Annotated in this window: 16 protein-coding genes; 10 read left to right on the forward strand and 6 right to left on the reverse strand. The window is 53.3% G+C overall.

Translation table 11 applies throughout. The features are described from left to right. Window positions 1–51 precede the first annotated feature (51 nt). Window positions 52–552: a CIA30 family protein gene (locus ACR0NM_RS14085; protein ID WP_480437146.1), complete on the forward strand. Its 501-nt coding sequence runs from the start codon at window positions 52–54 to the stop codon at window positions 550–552. A gap of 210 nt (window positions 553–762) precedes the next feature. After that, a complete protein-coding gene (locus ACR0NM_RS14090; RefSeq protein WP_170513686.1) occupies window positions 763–1,935 on the forward strand; it encodes an adenylate/guanylate cyclase domain-containing protein in 1,173 nt (390 codons plus the stop codon). 351 nt (window positions 1,936–2,286) lie between these two features. Here ACR0NM_RS14090 and ACR0NM_RS14095 read toward each other — a convergent pair whose 3' ends face one another. Then, window positions 2,287–3,819: a phospholipase D family protein gene (locus tag ACR0NM_RS14095; protein WP_480615286.1), complete on the reverse strand. Its 1,533-nt coding sequence runs from the start codon at window positions 3,817–3,819 to the stop codon at window positions 2,287–2,289. 240 nt (window positions 3,820–4,059) lie between these two features. Between ACR0NM_RS14095 and ACR0NM_RS14100 the strand changes: the two genes are divergently transcribed. Then, complete coding sequence (locus ACR0NM_RS14100) at window positions 4,060–4,923, forward strand: hypothetical protein (protein WP_480615288.1); 864 nt, start codon at window positions 4,060–4,062, stop codon at window positions 4,921–4,923. Window positions 4,924–4,960: 37 nt separating this feature from the next. Here ACR0NM_RS14100 and ACR0NM_RS14105 read toward each other — a convergent pair whose 3' ends face one another. From ACR0NM_RS14105 to ACR0NM_RS14125, 5 genes are all read right to left on the reverse strand, one after another. Continuing rightward, the gene (locus tag ACR0NM_RS14105) at window positions 4,961–5,410 is read right to left on the reverse strand and encodes a MarR family transcriptional regulator (RefSeq protein ID WP_170647199.1); all 450 of its coding nucleotides are present in this window, start codon (window positions 5,408–5,410) and stop codon (window positions 4,961–4,963) included. After that, complete coding sequence (locus tag ACR0NM_RS14110) at window positions 5,400–6,500, reverse strand: Acg family FMN-binding oxidoreductase (RefSeq protein WP_480615290.1); 1,101 nt, start codon at window positions 6,498–6,500, stop codon at window positions 5,400–5,402. The genes ACR0NM_RS14105 and ACR0NM_RS14110 overlap by 11 nt, the downstream gene beginning before the upstream one ends. Window positions 6,501–6,714: 214 nt before the next feature. Continuing rightward, a complete protein-coding gene (locus ACR0NM_RS14115; protein WP_170613814.1) occupies window positions 6,715–7,392 on the reverse strand; it encodes a GntR family transcriptional regulator in 678 nt (225 codons plus the stop codon). Beyond that, a complete protein-coding gene (locus tag ACR0NM_RS14120) occupies window positions 7,389–8,420 on the reverse strand; it encodes a Gfo/Idh/MocA family protein (RefSeq protein ID WP_480615292.1) in 1,032 nt (343 codons plus the stop codon). Before ACR0NM_RS14120 ends, ACR0NM_RS14115 begins: the two co-directional genes overlap by 4 nt. After that, on the reverse strand, window positions 8,417–9,505 hold the full coding sequence (locus ACR0NM_RS14125) for an isocitrate/isopropylmalate dehydrogenase family protein (protein ID WP_480615294.1): 1,089 nt from the start codon (window positions 9,503–9,505) through the stop codon (window positions 8,417–8,419). Before ACR0NM_RS14125 ends, ACR0NM_RS14120 begins: the two co-directional genes overlap by 4 nt. Before the next feature lie 135 nt (window positions 9,506–9,640). Between ACR0NM_RS14125 and ACR0NM_RS14130 the strand changes: the two genes are divergently transcribed. From ACR0NM_RS14130 to otnC, 7 genes are read left to right on the forward strand one after another with little or no spacing between them, the layout of a single operon-like run. Beyond that, window positions 9,641–10,648: a Bug family tripartite tricarboxylate transporter substrate binding protein gene (locus ACR0NM_RS14130; protein WP_480615296.1), complete on the forward strand. Its 1,008-nt coding sequence runs from the start codon at window positions 9,641–9,643 to the stop codon at window positions 10,646–10,648. A gap of 56 nt (window positions 10,649–10,704) precedes the next feature. Further along, complete coding sequence (locus ACR0NM_RS14135; protein WP_480615298.1) at window positions 10,705–11,454, forward strand: hypothetical protein; 750 nt, start codon at window positions 10,705–10,707, stop codon at window positions 11,452–11,454. A gap of 4 nt (window positions 11,455–11,458) precedes the next feature. Continuing rightward, window positions 11,459–12,970: a tripartite tricarboxylate transporter permease gene (locus ACR0NM_RS14140; RefSeq protein WP_170638038.1), complete on the forward strand. Its 1,512-nt coding sequence runs from the start codon at window positions 11,459–11,461 to the stop codon at window positions 12,968–12,970. Further along, a complete protein-coding gene (locus ACR0NM_RS14145; RefSeq protein WP_170423472.1) occupies window positions 12,970–13,257 on the forward strand; it encodes a putative quinol monooxygenase in 288 nt (95 codons plus the stop codon). The genes ACR0NM_RS14140 and ACR0NM_RS14145 overlap by 1 nt, the downstream gene beginning before the upstream one ends. Continuing rightward, window positions 13,254–14,054, forward strand: a complete 801-nt coding sequence (locus tag ACR0NM_RS14150; RefSeq protein ID WP_480615300.1) for an N-acyl homoserine lactonase family protein — start codon at window positions 13,254–13,256, stop codon at window positions 14,052–14,054. Before ACR0NM_RS14145 ends, ACR0NM_RS14150 begins: the two co-directional genes overlap by 4 nt. Next, window positions 14,048–15,325, forward strand: coding sequence for a 3-oxo-tetronate kinase (gene otnK / locus ACR0NM_RS14155; protein ID WP_480615302.1), 1,278 nt, complete (start codon window positions 14,048–14,050; stop codon window positions 15,323–15,325). Before ACR0NM_RS14150 ends, otnK begins: the two co-directional genes overlap by 7 nt. Further along, window positions 15,322–15,963, forward strand: coding sequence for a 3-oxo-tetronate 4-phosphate decarboxylase (gene otnC / locus ACR0NM_RS14160; protein ID WP_170395486.1), 642 nt, complete (start codon window positions 15,322–15,324; stop codon window positions 15,961–15,963). Before otnK ends, otnC begins: the two co-directional genes overlap by 4 nt. The last annotated feature ends 271 nt before the right edge of the window (window positions 15,964–16,234 follow it).

The following is a 16,234-nucleotide window of genomic DNA, read 5'->3' on the forward strand; positions in this document are numbered from 1 at the left end:
CGTGGAAACTTCGCTGGGCTTGTTTCAGGTCTTGTTATTATCGGATCTATAATGGCACAGGCTGATGAAAATCTTGCAGAAGACTTCTCCAAGTCTCCGGAGACGAGTTGGGACTACGTTGCCGACACCGTCATGGGAGGAGTTTCTTCAGGACAGGTGCAGTTTCGTTCGGAACGTGATGTTGCGTTCGCCCGGTTGACCGGAACTGTCAGCACAAAAAACAACGGCGGCTTTATCCAGTTCCGACGCAAGTTGTCTGATCGACCAGATGAGGGTGTATCGGGCGTCAGGCTGTTGGTACGGGGGAATGGCGAGCAATACTTCGTCCACCTCAGGACACGTGGCACGGTGCTTCCATGGCAATACTATCAGGCCGCGTTCGCAACTTCTGACAACTGGACCGAAGTCTGGTTACCTCTCCCAGGCTTCAAGGCTTCAGGTGCCATGTTGCGCGCTATTCCCGTTGCTGACGAAATCACCTCAGTTGGAGTTGTAGCCTACGGGAGAGATCACGAGGCCCGCGTAGATGTCAGCGAGATTGGTTTCTATTGAAGGTTTCCCAAGAGAGGGCTGCAATCTTCAAATAGGTCTGTTTGGAACCGCGCGGGATCTAAATTTACAAACCATCTTCCCGATGGAATACATTCCGTTGATGCCCGAGCATCAATTTGGACAGGTCTGATCAGGCTGCTCAACAACAGCAACCGACATTGCCAATCCAATTGTCTTTGCTCATCGTTTCCAAGCGACTAAATTGGGTCCATGGAAGAAGTCACTCGACTGACCGAATGGATGATTACAGAAGGTCGTCGCTCCGGTGATCCTGTAAAGGTGGTGTCACAGTTTTGTTCCTCCTTGATCGAAGCCGGAGTGCCGCTATGGCGGGCAAACATTGGCCAGCGCTTTGCCAACCCATTGCTTATTGCCTGGGGGGTAGTTTGGACGCCTGAAGGCACCGACAGCTACGACGTCACGCATGAGACGATGTTGACAGATGGTTATGTCGGGAGTTCATTCGAGTATATTCTTGCGAACAGAAAGCCACTTCACAAAAGTCTTCGGCGACTGGACTTGGAAACAGAGCATTCATCCTATCTTGAATTTGCAGAGCAGGGCGGCACAGACTACTACGCTACTTTGCTCTATTACGGCGATGGATCGCTGCATGGATGTACGTTCGTTACTCAGGCAAAGGATGGATTCTCGCCCGAACATCTTAGGCTGATTGAAGCGGCCTTACCGGCCCTTTCTTCCGCCTTGGAACCTGTCACGATGCGAAAATCGTCTAAAGGTCTGCTTCGAACTTATTTAGGAGATGGACCTTCCGAGGCCGTCTGGAGCGGCAATATAAAGCGCGGAGAGCGAACAACTTTGGATGCCGTGGTGATGTTCTCTGATCTGCGAGGCTTTACAGCACTTTCCGAGACCTCTCCGGAAGAAGATATCTTCGACACGCTTAGCGACTATTTTGATCTGGTGGTTAAAGCCGTAGAGGACAACGGTGGAGACGTCCTCAAGTTCATGGGCGATGGCATCCTGTCGATCTTTACTATTGAAGCGCAAAAAGACCATGCCGACCGCTGCAGAATGGCGGCTCTTGCAGCGCAGAGTGTGCTGAGTGGTTTGAACGATCTCAACACCAGACGAGACGGGTTTCAAAAACCGCCTTTGGATGTTGGTATTGGAATTAACGTCGGGCAGGTCAGCTATGGTAATATCGGCAGCCCCGGCAGGCTTGATTTCACAGTTCTGGGCGGGGCGGTGAACGTTGCAAGCCGAATTGAAGGTTTAACAAAATCAACTGGTCGGAGAGTGTTGGCGACGTCAGCCGTTGCAAGTGCTGCTCCGAACATGTTCGTTAGCTGTGGGGATCACGAAATACGTGGCCTTGCGCAGCCCATTGAGTTGTTCTTTCTCACTGAAGATGCACAATAATCAGCTATAGTTATTCAAAACAATCTACCTTCGGCATCTTACGAGATTAGACGATCGCTAGAAATGAAACACAAAGCGCAAAAATTCACTAAGGCGCGGCAAGCTGAACCTAACTGTTCAAGTAACCGGATAACGGGACTTGCCCGATAACGTTCAGCTTCCCTGGAATGATAAACATGTCCATTGACTTTGGTAGCAGGCATTATCCCGCCAGCAGTTGATAAAATGAATATCTAGTCTGTATTAAGAATTAGATATTGGGAAATATCTGCGACTGATGACCTATGTCTTTTTTGCTGCCATCTTCGCAGGCGCCGGTGACGGCCAAGCGATCAGGTAGTTTGCAGAAACCTAAAGCTGGGACCCAATTGGTAAAATACTTAATAGCCCGGCAACTATGTGATCCCAGGCCGATCCTGTCGGCTCGAATTGGTATTCAAGAATGGTGCCATCATTGGCTCTTGTCGTCCATTTAAGCTGGCCAGCTTGCTCGAGCGTCACGTTATATGTGTATGCGGGTAGTGCGTCGTCCAAGGCTCCCATCGTCTGCGCAGTCAATGCTGGCGAGTCAATCAGAATTCCCATCTCGGTGTTGATGTTGACAGATCGCGGATCCCAGTTGAATGAACCCACGAACAAGTACTGGTCATCAATTGCAAATGCCTTGGAGTGCAGGCCTGACCTGGACTGAGCCCAGTTAATACCGCGGCGTTGGACTTGATAAGCGTCGGGTCGCAGCTCGTAGAGTTCTACTCCACCGCGTAGCAGTGCTCGGCGTTTCTTGGCGTAGTGTGCGTAAACGGGTGCGACGTCGTTAGATGCAAGTGAGTTGGTTACAACCTTTACGTCGACCCCACGGTTCTCGAGTTCGGTCAGCCATTTCACACCGTTGTTGCGCGGCACGAAGTAGGCGGACACGATGTTCACTTCGCTGCTGGCATTCTCAAAGTACGGAAGCAATTGAGATGCTAGAACGGGACCTGAGTTCTCGAGGCCCGCGGCCTTTGAAGGCGGATCAGCATAAAGTTTCGCTGGCAGCCAATCCAGTAACAGGGCGCCATCCGCGAAGTTCTCTTTTGCCGACTTTCTGAGCGCTGCGCCGTACTGCGTTTGCTTCGCTTCCTCGACGAATTCATTCAACCTGCTGCGTGCATCGCTCAGGTCAAATTCTTCGGGTTCTCCGACAACCACGCGAGCCGGAACAGCGAAATCGCTGTTCCAGTAAGCGTCAAAGCTACGTGACACTTCGCGTACAACTGGGCCTGCGGCCAGCACATCCAGATCAGCATAGTTCATTTCTTCCCGCGCCAAAAAATACTCGGCACCGATGTTTCTCCCACCTACAATCGTGAACACGTTGTCTGCTGTCATGGACTTGTTGTGCATTCTGCGATTGATGCGTTTGAAATCAGTCAGACCCGCGATCAACAGGCTCTGATCTCGCCAGAACGGGTTGAACAGTCTTATTTCAATGTTTTTGTGATTGTCCAACGCAGCGGTCATCGCGTCGTAGCCGGACGTATCCATATCATCCAACAACAGCCTGACACGAACACCTCGATCCGCCGCTTGCAAGAGACTGGCAGCGAACAGGTGACCGGTTGGATCGTCGTGCAGAAGATAGTATTGCGCGTCTATCGTTCGCTCGGCCGCAGTGGCCAACAACAGCCGTGATACGAGCGCTTCTTCTCCATCACTGATCAGCTTGATGCCTGACCGACCGTCTTTAGGATCCCCAAGGCGATTGGCCGCCTGACCCAGAGCCGTGCTGGAATTTGCCGGTAGCGCAGCTGATACCGTCTTTTCATACGTGCGGGTTTTCGGAGCGCAAGCGACAAGAAACAGCGCGCAATAAACACTAATCACGAACTTCCACAGCGCCATTGGCTTTCTCCAACCCTATGCCCTAGGTGACTACGCCCGAGCACGCGATTGCAAGTTTGTTCTATGAAGCCTGAGGTTGTTTCGTTCGCTAGTGTTGATTTCGTAACTCTCGCAAGCGCCATGTTGTTGGTTTGCGATTTCGGCACACCCCTAGTTTCAACGGACTATGGCAGAACCCAGATGCGTCGAACCACACCGCTTGTAACCAGTTTCCGTGTTATAAGTCTCTGATCAGGTAAAATGATGCTCTCTGATTTTGGAAGTTTAGGTGCTCTTAGCATTGACGTGTTACGATTCCACCCCACAGTTTTGACGCAGATTCTCGGAGCATCCAGAGTGTTTGTGAGGACAACCGCCTTGTTGATTTTTGCTGTGTCGACCCCGGCCACGGCATTGCAGCTTCGCGAAACAGGGCGTTATGAACTTAATCAGCCCGCAAGTCTTGACTACGATCCGACCTTTTGTGGGTTGTGGATTGCGAACGAGGGGCCCGAGGCAATTCTCGTTACATTGCAAGGTGATGAATTGCGCCGTATATCCAGCGATCTCTTTCGGATCAAAGCAATTGCTGTTGAAGGGGATCACTTGTTGCTGGGCGATGGTCTCGGCAGTCTTCAACGTGTCACCAAGGACGGATCACGCCTGGGAGCACCCTTCGAATTGGAAGGTGGTTTCGCGGATACGGAAGGAATTGCGATCAACGCCAAGGGACAGATCGTGACCGTAGAGGATGACCCCGAACGGTTGTCGTGGTTCACCTCAGAGGGTGCTTTGACGGCGAGGTTGGATACCATGAAGCTCTCTCCTCCCTTGAGTGAGGCGCAGGGCATCGCGATTGATCCGCGTACCGGCCACATGTTGATTGTTGATGACTGGGAAGGGTCAAACAGCCTGTATGAGTTCACGGCAGATGGCCAACTGCTCGCCCAGCAAAGTTTGTTGGAATTCGGAACCGATCCAGAAGGCATCGCCATTAGGCCGGGATCCAACCAACTGTTCGTGGCATTCGACGGTGGCGCGAAGATTGTGACATTTGACTACACACCCACTTTGCCTGAAGGATCGCCGCCGCTCCCGCCGGGCGCGGATTGCATGATGTTCTGAAAATTTGGTTGCTTGCTTCGGCTGGCGCAGGTTTCGGCTAGTCGCGCTCGCTATCCAAAGTTTCGCGTATGAGCGTCAGATTAGGCAATGATTCATGGAACGGTTCAGGCCCGAGTTCGGACAAAACTGGAGCCAGGGATTCCGACATCCGCTCCATACAAGCTTTCAAAAACTCAGCGCCTTGCGGTGTAGGCCGAGCAATTTTCGAACGCTTGTCATTGGGGTTGGCTTCAAGAGTAATCAGGTCATGATTTTCAAGACTGGAGAGCATGTGCGTCATCGAAGTTTTAGGCACTTGAAACGCGTTCGAAAGTTGCTGTGGAGTTTCACCCTCGGGACGCCGTACCAGATGGCCCAAAATTCCGAATTGAGTCGCCGTCATCCTACCAGGTAAGAACGCTTCCAGCTTGGTCGAGATCAACTGATTGATGATCCCGACCTCGGTGAAGAACCGGTAAACTTCGTTGGTCTCATCTTCAGGCTTCATTCAGAATTCGTGTCTCCAGCGGCCAGCGGGGTGTGGCAATTGGTTCAGGTCCATACCCCAAACGCAGCAACATTTGCACCGTGTGGCGCGGTGACGCAAGAAGCTCATGCGCCAGAGCGTATTCATCGGCCATCTCAGGATATTCCTGAAGGGCCTGACTGACCGGATGCACGCCCAGGCCCATTTCGGTTGTCTTCAGGTAAAAACGCATCAACTGACGCCCGGCATCGATTTGATCGCTTCGCGTATTTTTAGCTGTCGTGAGAACTGCGTACTGCGGTGTCGCGTCTAGCATAGCGAAGTAGTCTTGCATGTGCGCCTGAGTGCCTGGGTGATCAACGTTCATCAGGGTCTCATTGTCCAATAGGCCGGTAAGTCGCAGCGTTTCCAGCATGGGATCACGCAGTTCAATCCCGTCTGGGTTTGCGTTGATTTCTGCTTTGCCGATCCGCATCAGGTCGACGGATTCTCTAAGAGTCTGTGGAGTTCGCATTTCGATTTCAAAAGCGCGTTTTGTGAGGTCTCGAATACGGGCCACTAGATCCTCATCGGAAATCAGAGTGGCATAGTTTTCAAGGACCGATATTTCCGCCTCAGAGAGCCGCTGTTCAGTGTACGGTTCTTTATTTGAATGTCGGTTGAGGATTTGATCTGAGAGTGGATCGGATGCCCCGCCAGATACAAACATCGCTTCTGCGATAGGTCCGTCATTCCCTTCTGGCAGTAACTCGACCTCAGTATCAAACCCGTGGGCACCTGCTGCCAGAACCATCGTTTCAACAAATGCACCGAAGCCAATATAGAGCTGGCGGTGGTAAGGATCGGTTTCCGGAAGCTCGCGATCTGTATCACGGTGGATCCGCACCTTGTCTTGCCCAACCAACTCGATCAGCCAAGGTTGCAAATTGTGCGGATTGGGGGCGAGAATTGCGTAGGACAAAGCAGCCTTGCGTGGGTCATCATACGGTTTCGGCGTCCACGGAGCTAAAGCTTCATGGGGTGTACGTGTCGTGAGAAACCCAGCCGCGCCCGTTGCCGCCAGTATTGTGCCTCCGCCTAGAATCTTGAGAAAACGTCTTCGGTTTGGCATCTTGACTCTCCAATAGTACGATATCGAACTAAATTAATACGAAATCGTACTATTTCAACCCCAATCGATGCAGTGATTGTTTGAGCGACTAGAAAAAGAATATCAGAGCAGCAGGAGGCAACTGCGGGTTGCCGTTATCGACAAGTATTCGGAGCGCCTTTAGTACCGAAAATAAGCAGATATTTTAGATGATTAATGGCTGGATACGAGAAGATCAGAGGCTGTTGAGCCGATGCTTTTCGAGTATCTCGCAAAGCATAGCCTTGGCTTGCAGCCTGTGTTCTCGATGACGTTCACGGGCGACATCCGGTCGACCTTCACTAATCGCATGGAAAACAACCCGGTGGTCTTCATTGGATTTGACGGGCAGGGGTCTGATGAACAAGGTCGTTGCGCGCGCGCGGCGCACCTGGTCGCTCATCATGGCGACAATCGCTTCGACCCGTTTGTTGCCGCCCAACCGAACGAGCTCTTGATGAAACAACTCATCGGCCTCGGCCCAGGCTTCAAGATCTTGGGATTCGATGGCTCGGTCCATCTTCGCAATTGATCCAGCAAGTACCGAAAGTTCATCTTCTGAATAACCCGCTTCGGCAGCGCGTTGTGCAGCGAGGCTCTCGAGCTCCGTCAGGATGTCGTAGATTTCACGCATATCGTCTGATGAAACCGGCAGTATCCGCACGCCTTTGCGGGGCCGCATTTCCAGCAACCCCTTGCTTTCCAACATGAGCGCAGCTTCCCGTATCGGGGTGCGGGACATACCAAGGGTTTCGGCGAGTTCCGACTCTAGGTGGTCCGTTCCGGCTGCAAGTTCGCCGGACAGGATCATCTGCCGCAAATCCCTAACGGCGCGTTGCGTATTGGAAAGAGTTTTTGCGTCTTGACCCTTCACGGCGTCTCCAGGTTGATCTTTCGTCCCTCCGCAGCCGAGAGATAGATGCTCTCTTCGATGCGGATCACGTCCAAATAGTCTCGAGCCGTGTTTTCCAGCGGCGTGCCCTTTACAAGGCCTGAAACGACGTGACTTTGCAAGGCGTGGACGCAATCGCCGCCAAATCCATTATGATCGCTTGGAGGTAGAATTTGCTGCTGCGTCTGCTTTCCAAAAGCGCGGAGTTCAACTGAACCATCGCCGTTAAGAACCAATGATCCTGTTGTTCCTTCAATGAGAGCTTCACCCATAGTTTGACGCAGGTTTTTGGCGCTGTGGTCAAGACACCTGTTCCCATCGAACAGAGCTTTCAAACCGTTGGGATGATCAAACAGGATATAGCCGGCATCCTCACCCGCGATAATGGGGTTCACTTGGCGCAAGTCCGCATAAACTGCGCTGGGCGCATCGAACAAGAATCGGAATGTGTCTACCCAGTGAACTGCTGTTTCATGAACCAGGAAACGCGGCATGTCCTGAAAATACGGCTGCCGGTCAAGATAGGCGCGTGGTCCTTGTCCGTCGCCAGGCCGAAGCCGGAAAGTAGCTTGTAGAGGTGTACCAATTCGACCCTCGGTCATCGCCTCTTTGATCGCGCGATACCAAGGTTGAAAGCGAAAGTTCTCGTGTACAACAATAGTTGCTCCTACCGCTTCGGCCTCTGAAACAATTTTCTCAGCTTCATGCAACGACATGCAGAAAGGTTTTTGGCAGATCAACCACTTTATTCCAGAGTGCAGCGCCGTTCGGATGGCATCGGCCTGCGCCACAGGCGGGAGGATGATGTCAACGAGATCTGGTTTTTCCGCCTCCAGCATTTTTGACAGATCATCGTAAGCGGCCAGTCCTGTTTCTTTCGCCTTTTTGATGTCACGGTTGCAGGATGCAATCGGAACCGCTCCGGGCATTCGAGACCAGCTTTCGTAGTGGAACTTGCTGAAATACCCCGCACCTACGCACGCGACCGTGATGGCTTGTTGAGTATTCATGCCAGCAATGCTTCCAATACCGATGAGGCTGCGTCCTGCGTTCCGGCGGTGCCACCAAGGTCACGCGTCAGGTTTTGACCGCTCTCAGTCACCATTTCCACGGCTTCCCGTAAACGTTCGCCATCTTTGGACAGTTCTGGATGATTATGGGTCAACCCTAACCATTCAAGCATCATTGCTGCAGACAGGATCATCGCGAAAGGATTGGCAATGTCTTGTCCCGCAATGTCCGGAGCAGAGCCGTGACAGGGTTGGAACACGGCGTGGTTCAACCCGATATCTGCTGAAGGAGCCAATCCAAGACCGCCCATAAGGCCGGCGCCAAGGTCAGAAAGGATGTCGCCGAACATGTTTTCAGTCACCAAAACATCGAATTCCCAAGGCTTCTGCACCATCCAAAGCGCAGTGGCATCAACATAAGCATGGTCTGCCTGCAATTCGGGATGGTTTGCAGCTTCTGCATCAAACATCGATCTGAAGAACGCAAAGGCGCGGAATACATTGGCTTTGTCGACACATGTAACTCGACCCCGACCGCGCCCGGTTCTTTTGCGGTTCTGGGCGAGTTCAAACGCAAACCGGAACAGTTTTTCGGAAACCTCACGAGTGATCAGCAGAGTTTCACGTGCTTCGTGTTCGGTAACTTCTCCAGCGCCTTGGGTGAAGAACAGTCCTTCTGTGCTTTCGCGTATCAAGACAAAGTCGATCTCTTTTCCGGGAGGCAGCGCCAAGGGGGTCATTTGTCCGCTGTTTACCTTTACTGGTCTTACACCAGCGAAAAGTCCCAGTTGCTTTCGCAGATCGATCTGTGGTGAAATCTCGGTTCCGTCAGGGTAGCGAACATCCGGAAAACCCATTGCAGATAGCAGAATCGCATCAGCCTTGCGTGCAGTTTCAAGTGAACCAGTCGGAAACGATTCTCCAGTTTTGGCGTAGTGGGCTGCGCCCGCCGGAGCGTCTGCAAACACCAGTTCGTAGGAAGGACTGCCGCGCGAGAGCTGACGCAGAATTTCAAGCGTAGGGGCCATAATTTCCGGGCCGATTCCGTCCCCGTGGAACACTGCCACATCATAACTTTTCTTCATCTTAGCCCGCTTCCTTCCCGTTTCGCATTCATAGCGCGATAGCAGCTTTCACTACAGTCCGTTGACAACGCATTCTTTAATGTATACGCAAATAAATGCAATAATAAACGCAAAGATGTTTGGGAGGACTTGGAAATGAAACTGAAGCTAGGGCAGTTGGCGGCCGCAGCCGTGATTGCAACCGGAATTTCAGGCGCTGCTGCCGCGCAGGATTACCCTTACCGTGATATCACCACAGCTGTGGTCTGGGGGGCCGGTGGCGGCACGGACACGATCAACCGAATGATCATGGCCGAAATGGAAAAACACCTTCCAGTCTCGATCAATGTGATCAACCAAACCGGTGGAGTCGCAGGCTCCAACGGCATGGTCTACGTCATGAACCAACCAGACGATGGCTACACATTGGTTGGTCTGTCTGAATCGAACGTCACCGCTGCTGTGCAGGGTGGTTGGGATAAGAAATTTGACTTTTGGTATCCGTTTATTGTTGGCGGATCACCCGATCTGATCTCGGTTCCGGCGGACAGCCCTTACAATACTCTGGAAGAACTGGTCGACGCTGCCAAAGCCGCTCCTGGCACTATTCCCGCTGCCGCGTCCGGCGCGGGTTCGATCCACCACTTGAATCTTCTCGCCATCGAGAAAGGGTCCGGTGCAGAGTTCAAGTTTGTTCCATACAAAGGCTCAGCGCCCGGGCAGGAAGCGGCGATAGCAGGTGAGGTTGCGTTGGTTGTGACTTCGCTGGCTGAACAAGCTCCTTTGATCGAAGGCGGACAATTGAAGCCACTTGCGATGTTGACACCGGAAGATGCGCAGATTGCCGGAGCTACAGTGCCATCTGCCTTTGGCATCTATGACGGTCTCGACAAGTATCTGCCGCTAAAACAAGCCATCGGATTTGCCGTTCACAGCTCGGCTGGAGATGATGTGAAGGCGGCCCTCGGCGATGCGTTCGAGCAGGCGATTGCATCCGATACCGTCGCTGAATGGGCTGAGGCAAACAATTATGATGTCGGTGGTCAACACGGCGAAGAAGCTCAAGAATTGTTTGCGAACCTTGAGGCTACTTTTGCCTATACCTTGCAAGATTTGGGCGCTGCCACGGTCGATCCAGCCTCGCTGGGTATCGAGAAGCCCTAATCCGATCAATTTTGGAAGGGCGCGTTTGATCGCGCCCTTTCCTCTAGGAGGCAGGCATGGACAAAATCGACGAAACACTGGTCATGCGGACCCGCGACTTCTGGGCTGCTATTGTTCTAATAACAGTGTCCGTCTTTTTCCTTTGGAAAACGTTGGACATCCCACTTTGGGGTGAAAACCGCGCAGGTGTAAGTGGGTCGGACTGGTACAACTCGGCTGCAATTGTACCGTTGTTCATCTTCGGTGGATTGCTTGTGTTGTCCTTCGTCTTGCTGGCTATTTCGATCTGCTCAGGTGGAGCCCAGAACGCGCTCACGGCTTTGGGGATCGGATGGGATAAGTGGGAAGCCTATCGAGCAACAACAATAGGCCTGATCCTTCTTGCATACGTCGTCGGGCTGGTTCCCAGAGTGGACTTCATATTGTGCTCGGGGTTACTGATTACAGCTTTGACTTACGGTTACTACGGCGGTCACGCGCGGCGTGCTTTGGTAGCCTGTATCGCAGTTGTCTCTGCCGGGCTTTTTGCGTTCGCTGTATTTCCCGCGCAGGCGGAATGGAATGCACACAGTGATGATTGGTTTACACTGGCCCTATGGGTCTCGCTATCACTTGTGGTGTTGACCAAAGCGGCTTCCGAACGCGTTTTGCGGTTAGTGCCAGTCGTCGCAATATTGGCCCCGCTGATCCTCGTTTGCGCGATGGCCTTTATTTTCCGACAGAACGTGCCCGCGCGCGGGGGACTGATCTTCAAGCAAATCGAATACCACTACTACGTGACGCTTCGTCCGTTTTGGAAAGACTGACCGGATGGACTTTATCCTTTCGCAACTGGCTGGGTTTGGGACCGCATTCGTTGGTCTGGCAGTGGACCCGCTGACCTATCTGTATTTGATTGCATCCGTGTTCCTAGGCATCACGTTCGGCGCATTGCCCGGCCTGACCGCAACGCTGGCAGTGACGATCCTGACGGGATTTTTCGGCAACAAGATCCCATTGGACTATTCGCTTATCGCTTTGCTCGGGGCCTATGTCGGCGCGATTTACGGCGGCTCTTACCCGTCTATTCTGCTGAACATACCTGGCACAGCAGCCAGCGCGGCGACGGCCATGGATGGCTACCCTCTGGCCAAAGCAGGTCGAGGGGGCGAAGCACTTGGTCTGACCACAACGGCCAGCTTTATCGGTACGGTTATCGGGACGATCACGCTTTTGATTTTTGTCTGGGCACTGCTTTTGGTTTCGAAGAACATCGCGAGTCCGGAAAAAGCACTTTTGGCTTTGTTTGGCATCCTTCTATCTGGCACACTTATGAGCGAGGATCTGGTGATCAAGGGATGGATCGCCGGTCTGATCGGGCTTGCAATGTCTATGGTGGGGCTCGATCCGCTTCTGTCTGAGCCGCGCTATACTTTCGGCTGGTCTTACTTGTTGAGCGGGTTTCAGGTCGTGCCAGTTTTGATGGGGGCCTTCGCCATCCCCCAAATCATCGACGGCTTGAGGCATGTTGAGGCCGGGAAAGTTCTGGCCCTGAAAGGTCGCATCCTTCCGAACCTACGCTCCATCCGACGCTACCTGCCCACCATTGGCCGGTCAGGAGTGATTGGGACCGGGGTGGGAGCGCTTCCTGGCGTCGGCGAAGATGTCGCCGGTTGGGTCAGCTACGGTGTCGGCAAGACCGTATCTGCCGAGGGCGACAAGTTCGGAAAAGGGTCATTGGAAGGTCTGCTATGCTCTGAAACAGCAAACAACGCCTGCATTGGGGGCGCGCTAATCCCGCTTTTGGTTTTGGGCATTCCCGGTTCACCACCCGCCGCGGCTTTAATGGGGGCTTTCAAGATCAACAACGTGATCCCGGGCCCCACGATAGACCCCGAGATCATTCTGCGCGTAGTCGCAATCCTGGTGTTGGCATCCCTGACTATGTTCTTGATGGGCCTGTTCACTGCTCGGGTCTTTATCAAAATACTCGCCATACCGCAGACCATCTTCTTGCCGGTTGTGATGGTTCTGACAACAATCGGGTCCTTCAGCGTCGGTGGTGGCATCAATGATCTCTACCTGATGCTTGGTGTCGGCGCCGTCGCCTATTTTATGAACCTGATGAAGTACCCAATCGCTCCATTGGTCATTGGGGTTATACTGGGAAGCCTGTTTGACGAAACTTTCCGCCGATCGCTGTTCTTGTCGGACGGGGATCTTTCGGTCTTCTTTTCACGACCCGGTGCGGCCATTCTACTTGTGCTCAACGTTGGTCTGATCCTCAGCCAACTGCCCGTGGCAAAGCGCGCTTTCTCACGTCTGAAAGGACTTTCCGTCTGATGTTTGTGGTTACCGTCACCTTCACTCTCAAGCCCGGTACGAGAGAAACCTTTTTGCCGCTAATGGTCGAAAACGCTTCAACCTCTTTGCGTGAAGAACCCGGATGCCAGCAGTTTGACGTTTGCCTAGGCGACGATCCCGAGACAGTTTTTCTCTATGAGGTTTATGATGACAGCGTGGCGTTCTCCGCCCACCTGGAAAGCGCGCATTTCCAGTCCTTCGATACGGCTGTGGCTGATATGATCGCCACCAAGACTGTTCACCAGTATTCCGAGGTCATCCGATGAACGATTGGGAAATTCACGCCGTGAAATACGCGGATCGCAATGCCCGCACTCGACGCGACAGCTTCATATTGGATGACAATCACGATGCACCTCACGCGATGGACTATTTCGTTTGGGTGCTCAAGCGTGGCAACAAAGTTATACTGGTCGATACCGGATACGACGGCGACGAGGCAGCCGCCCGTGGTCGTCCCATTGCGATGGACCCACGCGAGGCTTTGCGCCCATTAGACATCATGCCTGAAGCGGTGACCGAGGTTATCGTGACCCATCTCCATTATGACCACGCTGGGGGGCTGCATATGTTCCCAAATGCGAAGTTGCACATGCAATCGGCGGAAATGGCCTTCGCTACAGGTCCCTGCATGTGCCACGACCACTTACGCGCGCCTTTCTCGGCGGGCCATATCTGCGAGGTCGTAAAGCGCCTCTATTCAGGCAAGGTCGTGTTCTACGACGGAGAGGCCGAGATAGCAGATGGGGTGACCGTACACTGTATCGGCGGGCATTCGCGGGGGTTGCAATGTGTTCGTGTAAGAACAGCAGCCGGGTGGATGGTTCTCGCCTCTGACGCCTCGCATTACTATGAGAATTTCATGGCCCGCAAAGCCTTTCCCATCGTAGTCGATTTGCAGGACATGATGGATGGTTTCGAGACACTCGAGAAGTTAGCCTCACATCCTCGACTTATCGTGCCCGGCCATGATCCACTTGTGCGCGAGATTTTTCCCGTCGGAGCAGCAACGCACATCCATAGGCTGGATCCAGGGCCGACGAAGGACATTAGAACATGCTGATCGGCGTCATAGCGGACGATTTCACTGGTGCGAGCGACATTGCGAACACCTTGGCAAAGGGCGCCGAGCCGGAAGGTGGGTTAAGAACCGCGCAGTTTCCAGGTATTCCGGATACCCCGGCCGACAAAGAGATCGAAGCGGGTGTCGTCTCACTCAAGAGCCGCACTGCACCTGTCGAAGAAGCTGTTGCGGACGGCCTGCGAGCCCTGCGATGGCTTAAAGATCAAGGATGCCGCCAGTTCATCTTCAAGTATTGCTCGACCTTTGATTCCACTAGGCGGGGAAATATCGGCCCGGTTGCGGAAGCGTTGGCCAACGAACTGGGCGCGCAAAAGGTGGTTTTCTGTCCAGCATTTCCGACAACGGGGCGCACCATCTATCACGGCCATCTATTTGTGCTTGGCAAGCTGTTGAACGAGTCCGGGATGGAAAATCACCCTCTTACTCCGATGACGGATGCGGACATCAGGCGGTGGTTGCAGTATCAGACCCAAGAAGCGGTTGGGTTGGTTTCAATTGACGCCGTGACGCAAGGACCAGAGGCGATTGCTACTGCTTTGCGGAACGTCGACGAACGCTTTGTGATCGGTGATGCGATTTCGGACGAGGATTTGCTGGCCTGGGGCGAGGCTCTGAAGGATGCCCAGCTCATTACTGGGGGATCTGGGATAGCGCTGGGGCTACCCAAGAACTTCGTCAGAAGAGCTTCGTCCAAAAGAGGTGGCAGTGTATTCACAGGTATCGCTGGGCCCGCCGCTATCCTTGCAGGGTCTTGCTCAGGTGCGACCCGTGGTCAGATCGATGTTCATGCTAAATCCCATCCGACCTTCGCCATTGACGTTCCGGGTGTTATGTTCGGGGATGTGACTACGCAAACGCTTCTGGATTTCTTTGAAACGCATCCGGGTCAGGCACCGCTCGCCTATTCATCGGGAAGCCCGGATGATGTGCGCGCGGTACAAGGTCAATTTGGCCAAGAAGCCGTGGCGGAAAAGCTGGACAATCTCTTTGCAGATACCGCGCGCGAGCTTGTTCAGAAGAGCTACAAGCGATTGGTGGTTGCCGGAGGGGAGACGTCGGGAGCTGTCGCCAAGGCTGTCTCTGAGGCACTGGGATCACCGGCCATGTCACTAGGGCCAGAGATCGACCCGGGCGTACCAGTCTTGAGCGTTGGAAAAACTGAACCCATTGCGCTGGCTCTAAAGTCTGGAAACTTCGGCGCTCCGGACTTTTTCGCTAGGGCGCTCAAAATGATGGAGGCCGGCAAATGAGTTCTAAAGAACAGGCGCTGCGAAAGCAGATGTCGGACCTGTGTGCATCGCTGTTTGCGCGCGGATTTTCCGTCGGCACTGCTGGCAACGTCTCTGCGCGTCTGCACGACGGCATCCTCATGACACCAACCAATTCCACCTTGGGCGATATCGACCCCGAGCGCATCGCTAAGATTGATTTGGATGGCAACCACGTCTCCGGCGACAAGCCGACCAAGGAGGTCTTTCTGCATCAAGCCTTCTATGAGACGAGGCCACAAGCTGGTGCAGTGGTGCATCTGCATTCGACCTGGGCCACTGCACTGTCTTGTCTGGAAGACACCGATCCTGACGACTGTATTCCACCGCTTACGCCATATGTGGTTATGCGTGTCGGCACAGTCAAACTGGTTCCATACGTCAAGCCGGGCGACCCGACGTCCGGTGATTTGATCCGCGATCTGGATGGCAAATATAGTGCGGTTCTGTTGGCCAATCACGGTCCCGTCGTATCGGGAGAGGATCTGTTTTCAACGGTCTCTGCAGCAGAAGAGTTAGAAGAAACAGCCAAGCTGCTCGTGACACTGCGCGGCCTGCCAACCCGCCTACTGGATGCAGAACAAGTCGCAGAACTCAAAGAGACTTTCGGAAGGATTTGATCTGGCACCAAAATGGTGCGTGTGCAAACTATCGGGCAAATCGTGCAAAGTTATCCGGTGACTTACCTCAGCAGATCTCAAGCGATACAACCCAGCAAACGATTGGCGGAGAAAGAGTTTTTTATAAGGCCACGTTCACCACTATAGACGGTACTGATAACTATGTCCTCTACCCTTTAGAGGTATCGACGACAGCGGGTGACTATTATGGCGGGGCAAGTAGCTGGTTCTTTTCGACGACCGGGCCTTGCTAGAAGGCGTTCCGCTTGCA

The sequence above is a fragment of the Ruegeria sp. AF2 genome (assembly GCF_056542025.1).

Coding starts and splice junctions, on each gene's coding strand:
- otnK (WP_480615302.1), top strand. CDS start 14,048: ATGCTGATCGGCGTCATAGCGGACGATTTCACTGGTGCGAGCGACATT.
- ACR0NM_RS14150 (WP_480615300.1), top strand. CDS start 13,254: ATGAACGATTGGGAAATTCACGCCGTGAAATACGCGGATCGCAATGCC.
- ACR0NM_RS14145 (WP_170423472.1), top strand. CDS start 12,970: ATGTTTGTGGTTACCGTCACCTTCACTCTCAAGCCCGGTACGAGAGAA.
- otnC (WP_170395486.1), top strand. CDS start 15,322: ATGAGTTCTAAAGAACAGGCGCTGCGAAAGCAGATGTCGGACCTGTGT.
- ACR0NM_RS14135 (WP_480615298.1), top strand. CDS start 10,705: ATGGACAAAATCGACGAAACACTGGTCATGCGGACCCGCGACTTCTGG.
- ACR0NM_RS14085 (WP_480437146.1), top strand. CDS start 52: ATGGCACAGGCTGATGAAAATCTTGCAGAAGACTTCTCCAAGTCTCCG.
- ACR0NM_RS14140 (WP_170638038.1), top strand. CDS start 11,459: ATGGACTTTATCCTTTCGCAACTGGCTGGGTTTGGGACCGCATTCGTT.
- ACR0NM_RS14110 (WP_480615290.1), bottom strand. CDS start 6,500: ATGCCAAACCGAAGACGTTTTCTCAAGATTCTAGGCGGAGGCACAATA.
- ACR0NM_RS14105 (WP_170647199.1), bottom strand. CDS start 5,410: ATGAAGCCTGAAGATGAGACCAACGAAGTTTACCGGTTCTTCACCGAG.
- ACR0NM_RS14120 (WP_480615292.1), bottom strand. CDS start 8,420: ATGAATACTCAACAAGCCATCACGGTCGCGTGCGTAGGTGCGGGGTAT.
- ACR0NM_RS14125 (WP_480615294.1), bottom strand. CDS start 9,505: ATGAAGAAAAGTTATGATGTGGCAGTGTTCCACGGGGACGGAATCGGC.
- ACR0NM_RS14090 (WP_170513686.1), top strand. CDS start 763: ATGGAAGAAGTCACTCGACTGACCGAATGGATGATTACAGAAGGTCGT.
- ACR0NM_RS14100 (WP_480615288.1), top strand. CDS start 4,060: ATGATGCTCTCTGATTTTGGAAGTTTAGGTGCTCTTAGCATTGACGTG.
- ACR0NM_RS14130 (WP_480615296.1), top strand. CDS start 9,641: ATGAAACTGAAGCTAGGGCAGTTGGCGGCCGCAGCCGTGATTGCAACC.
- ACR0NM_RS14095 (WP_480615286.1), bottom strand. CDS start 3,819: ATGGCGCTGTGGAAGTTCGTGATTAGTGTTTATTGCGCGCTGTTTCTT.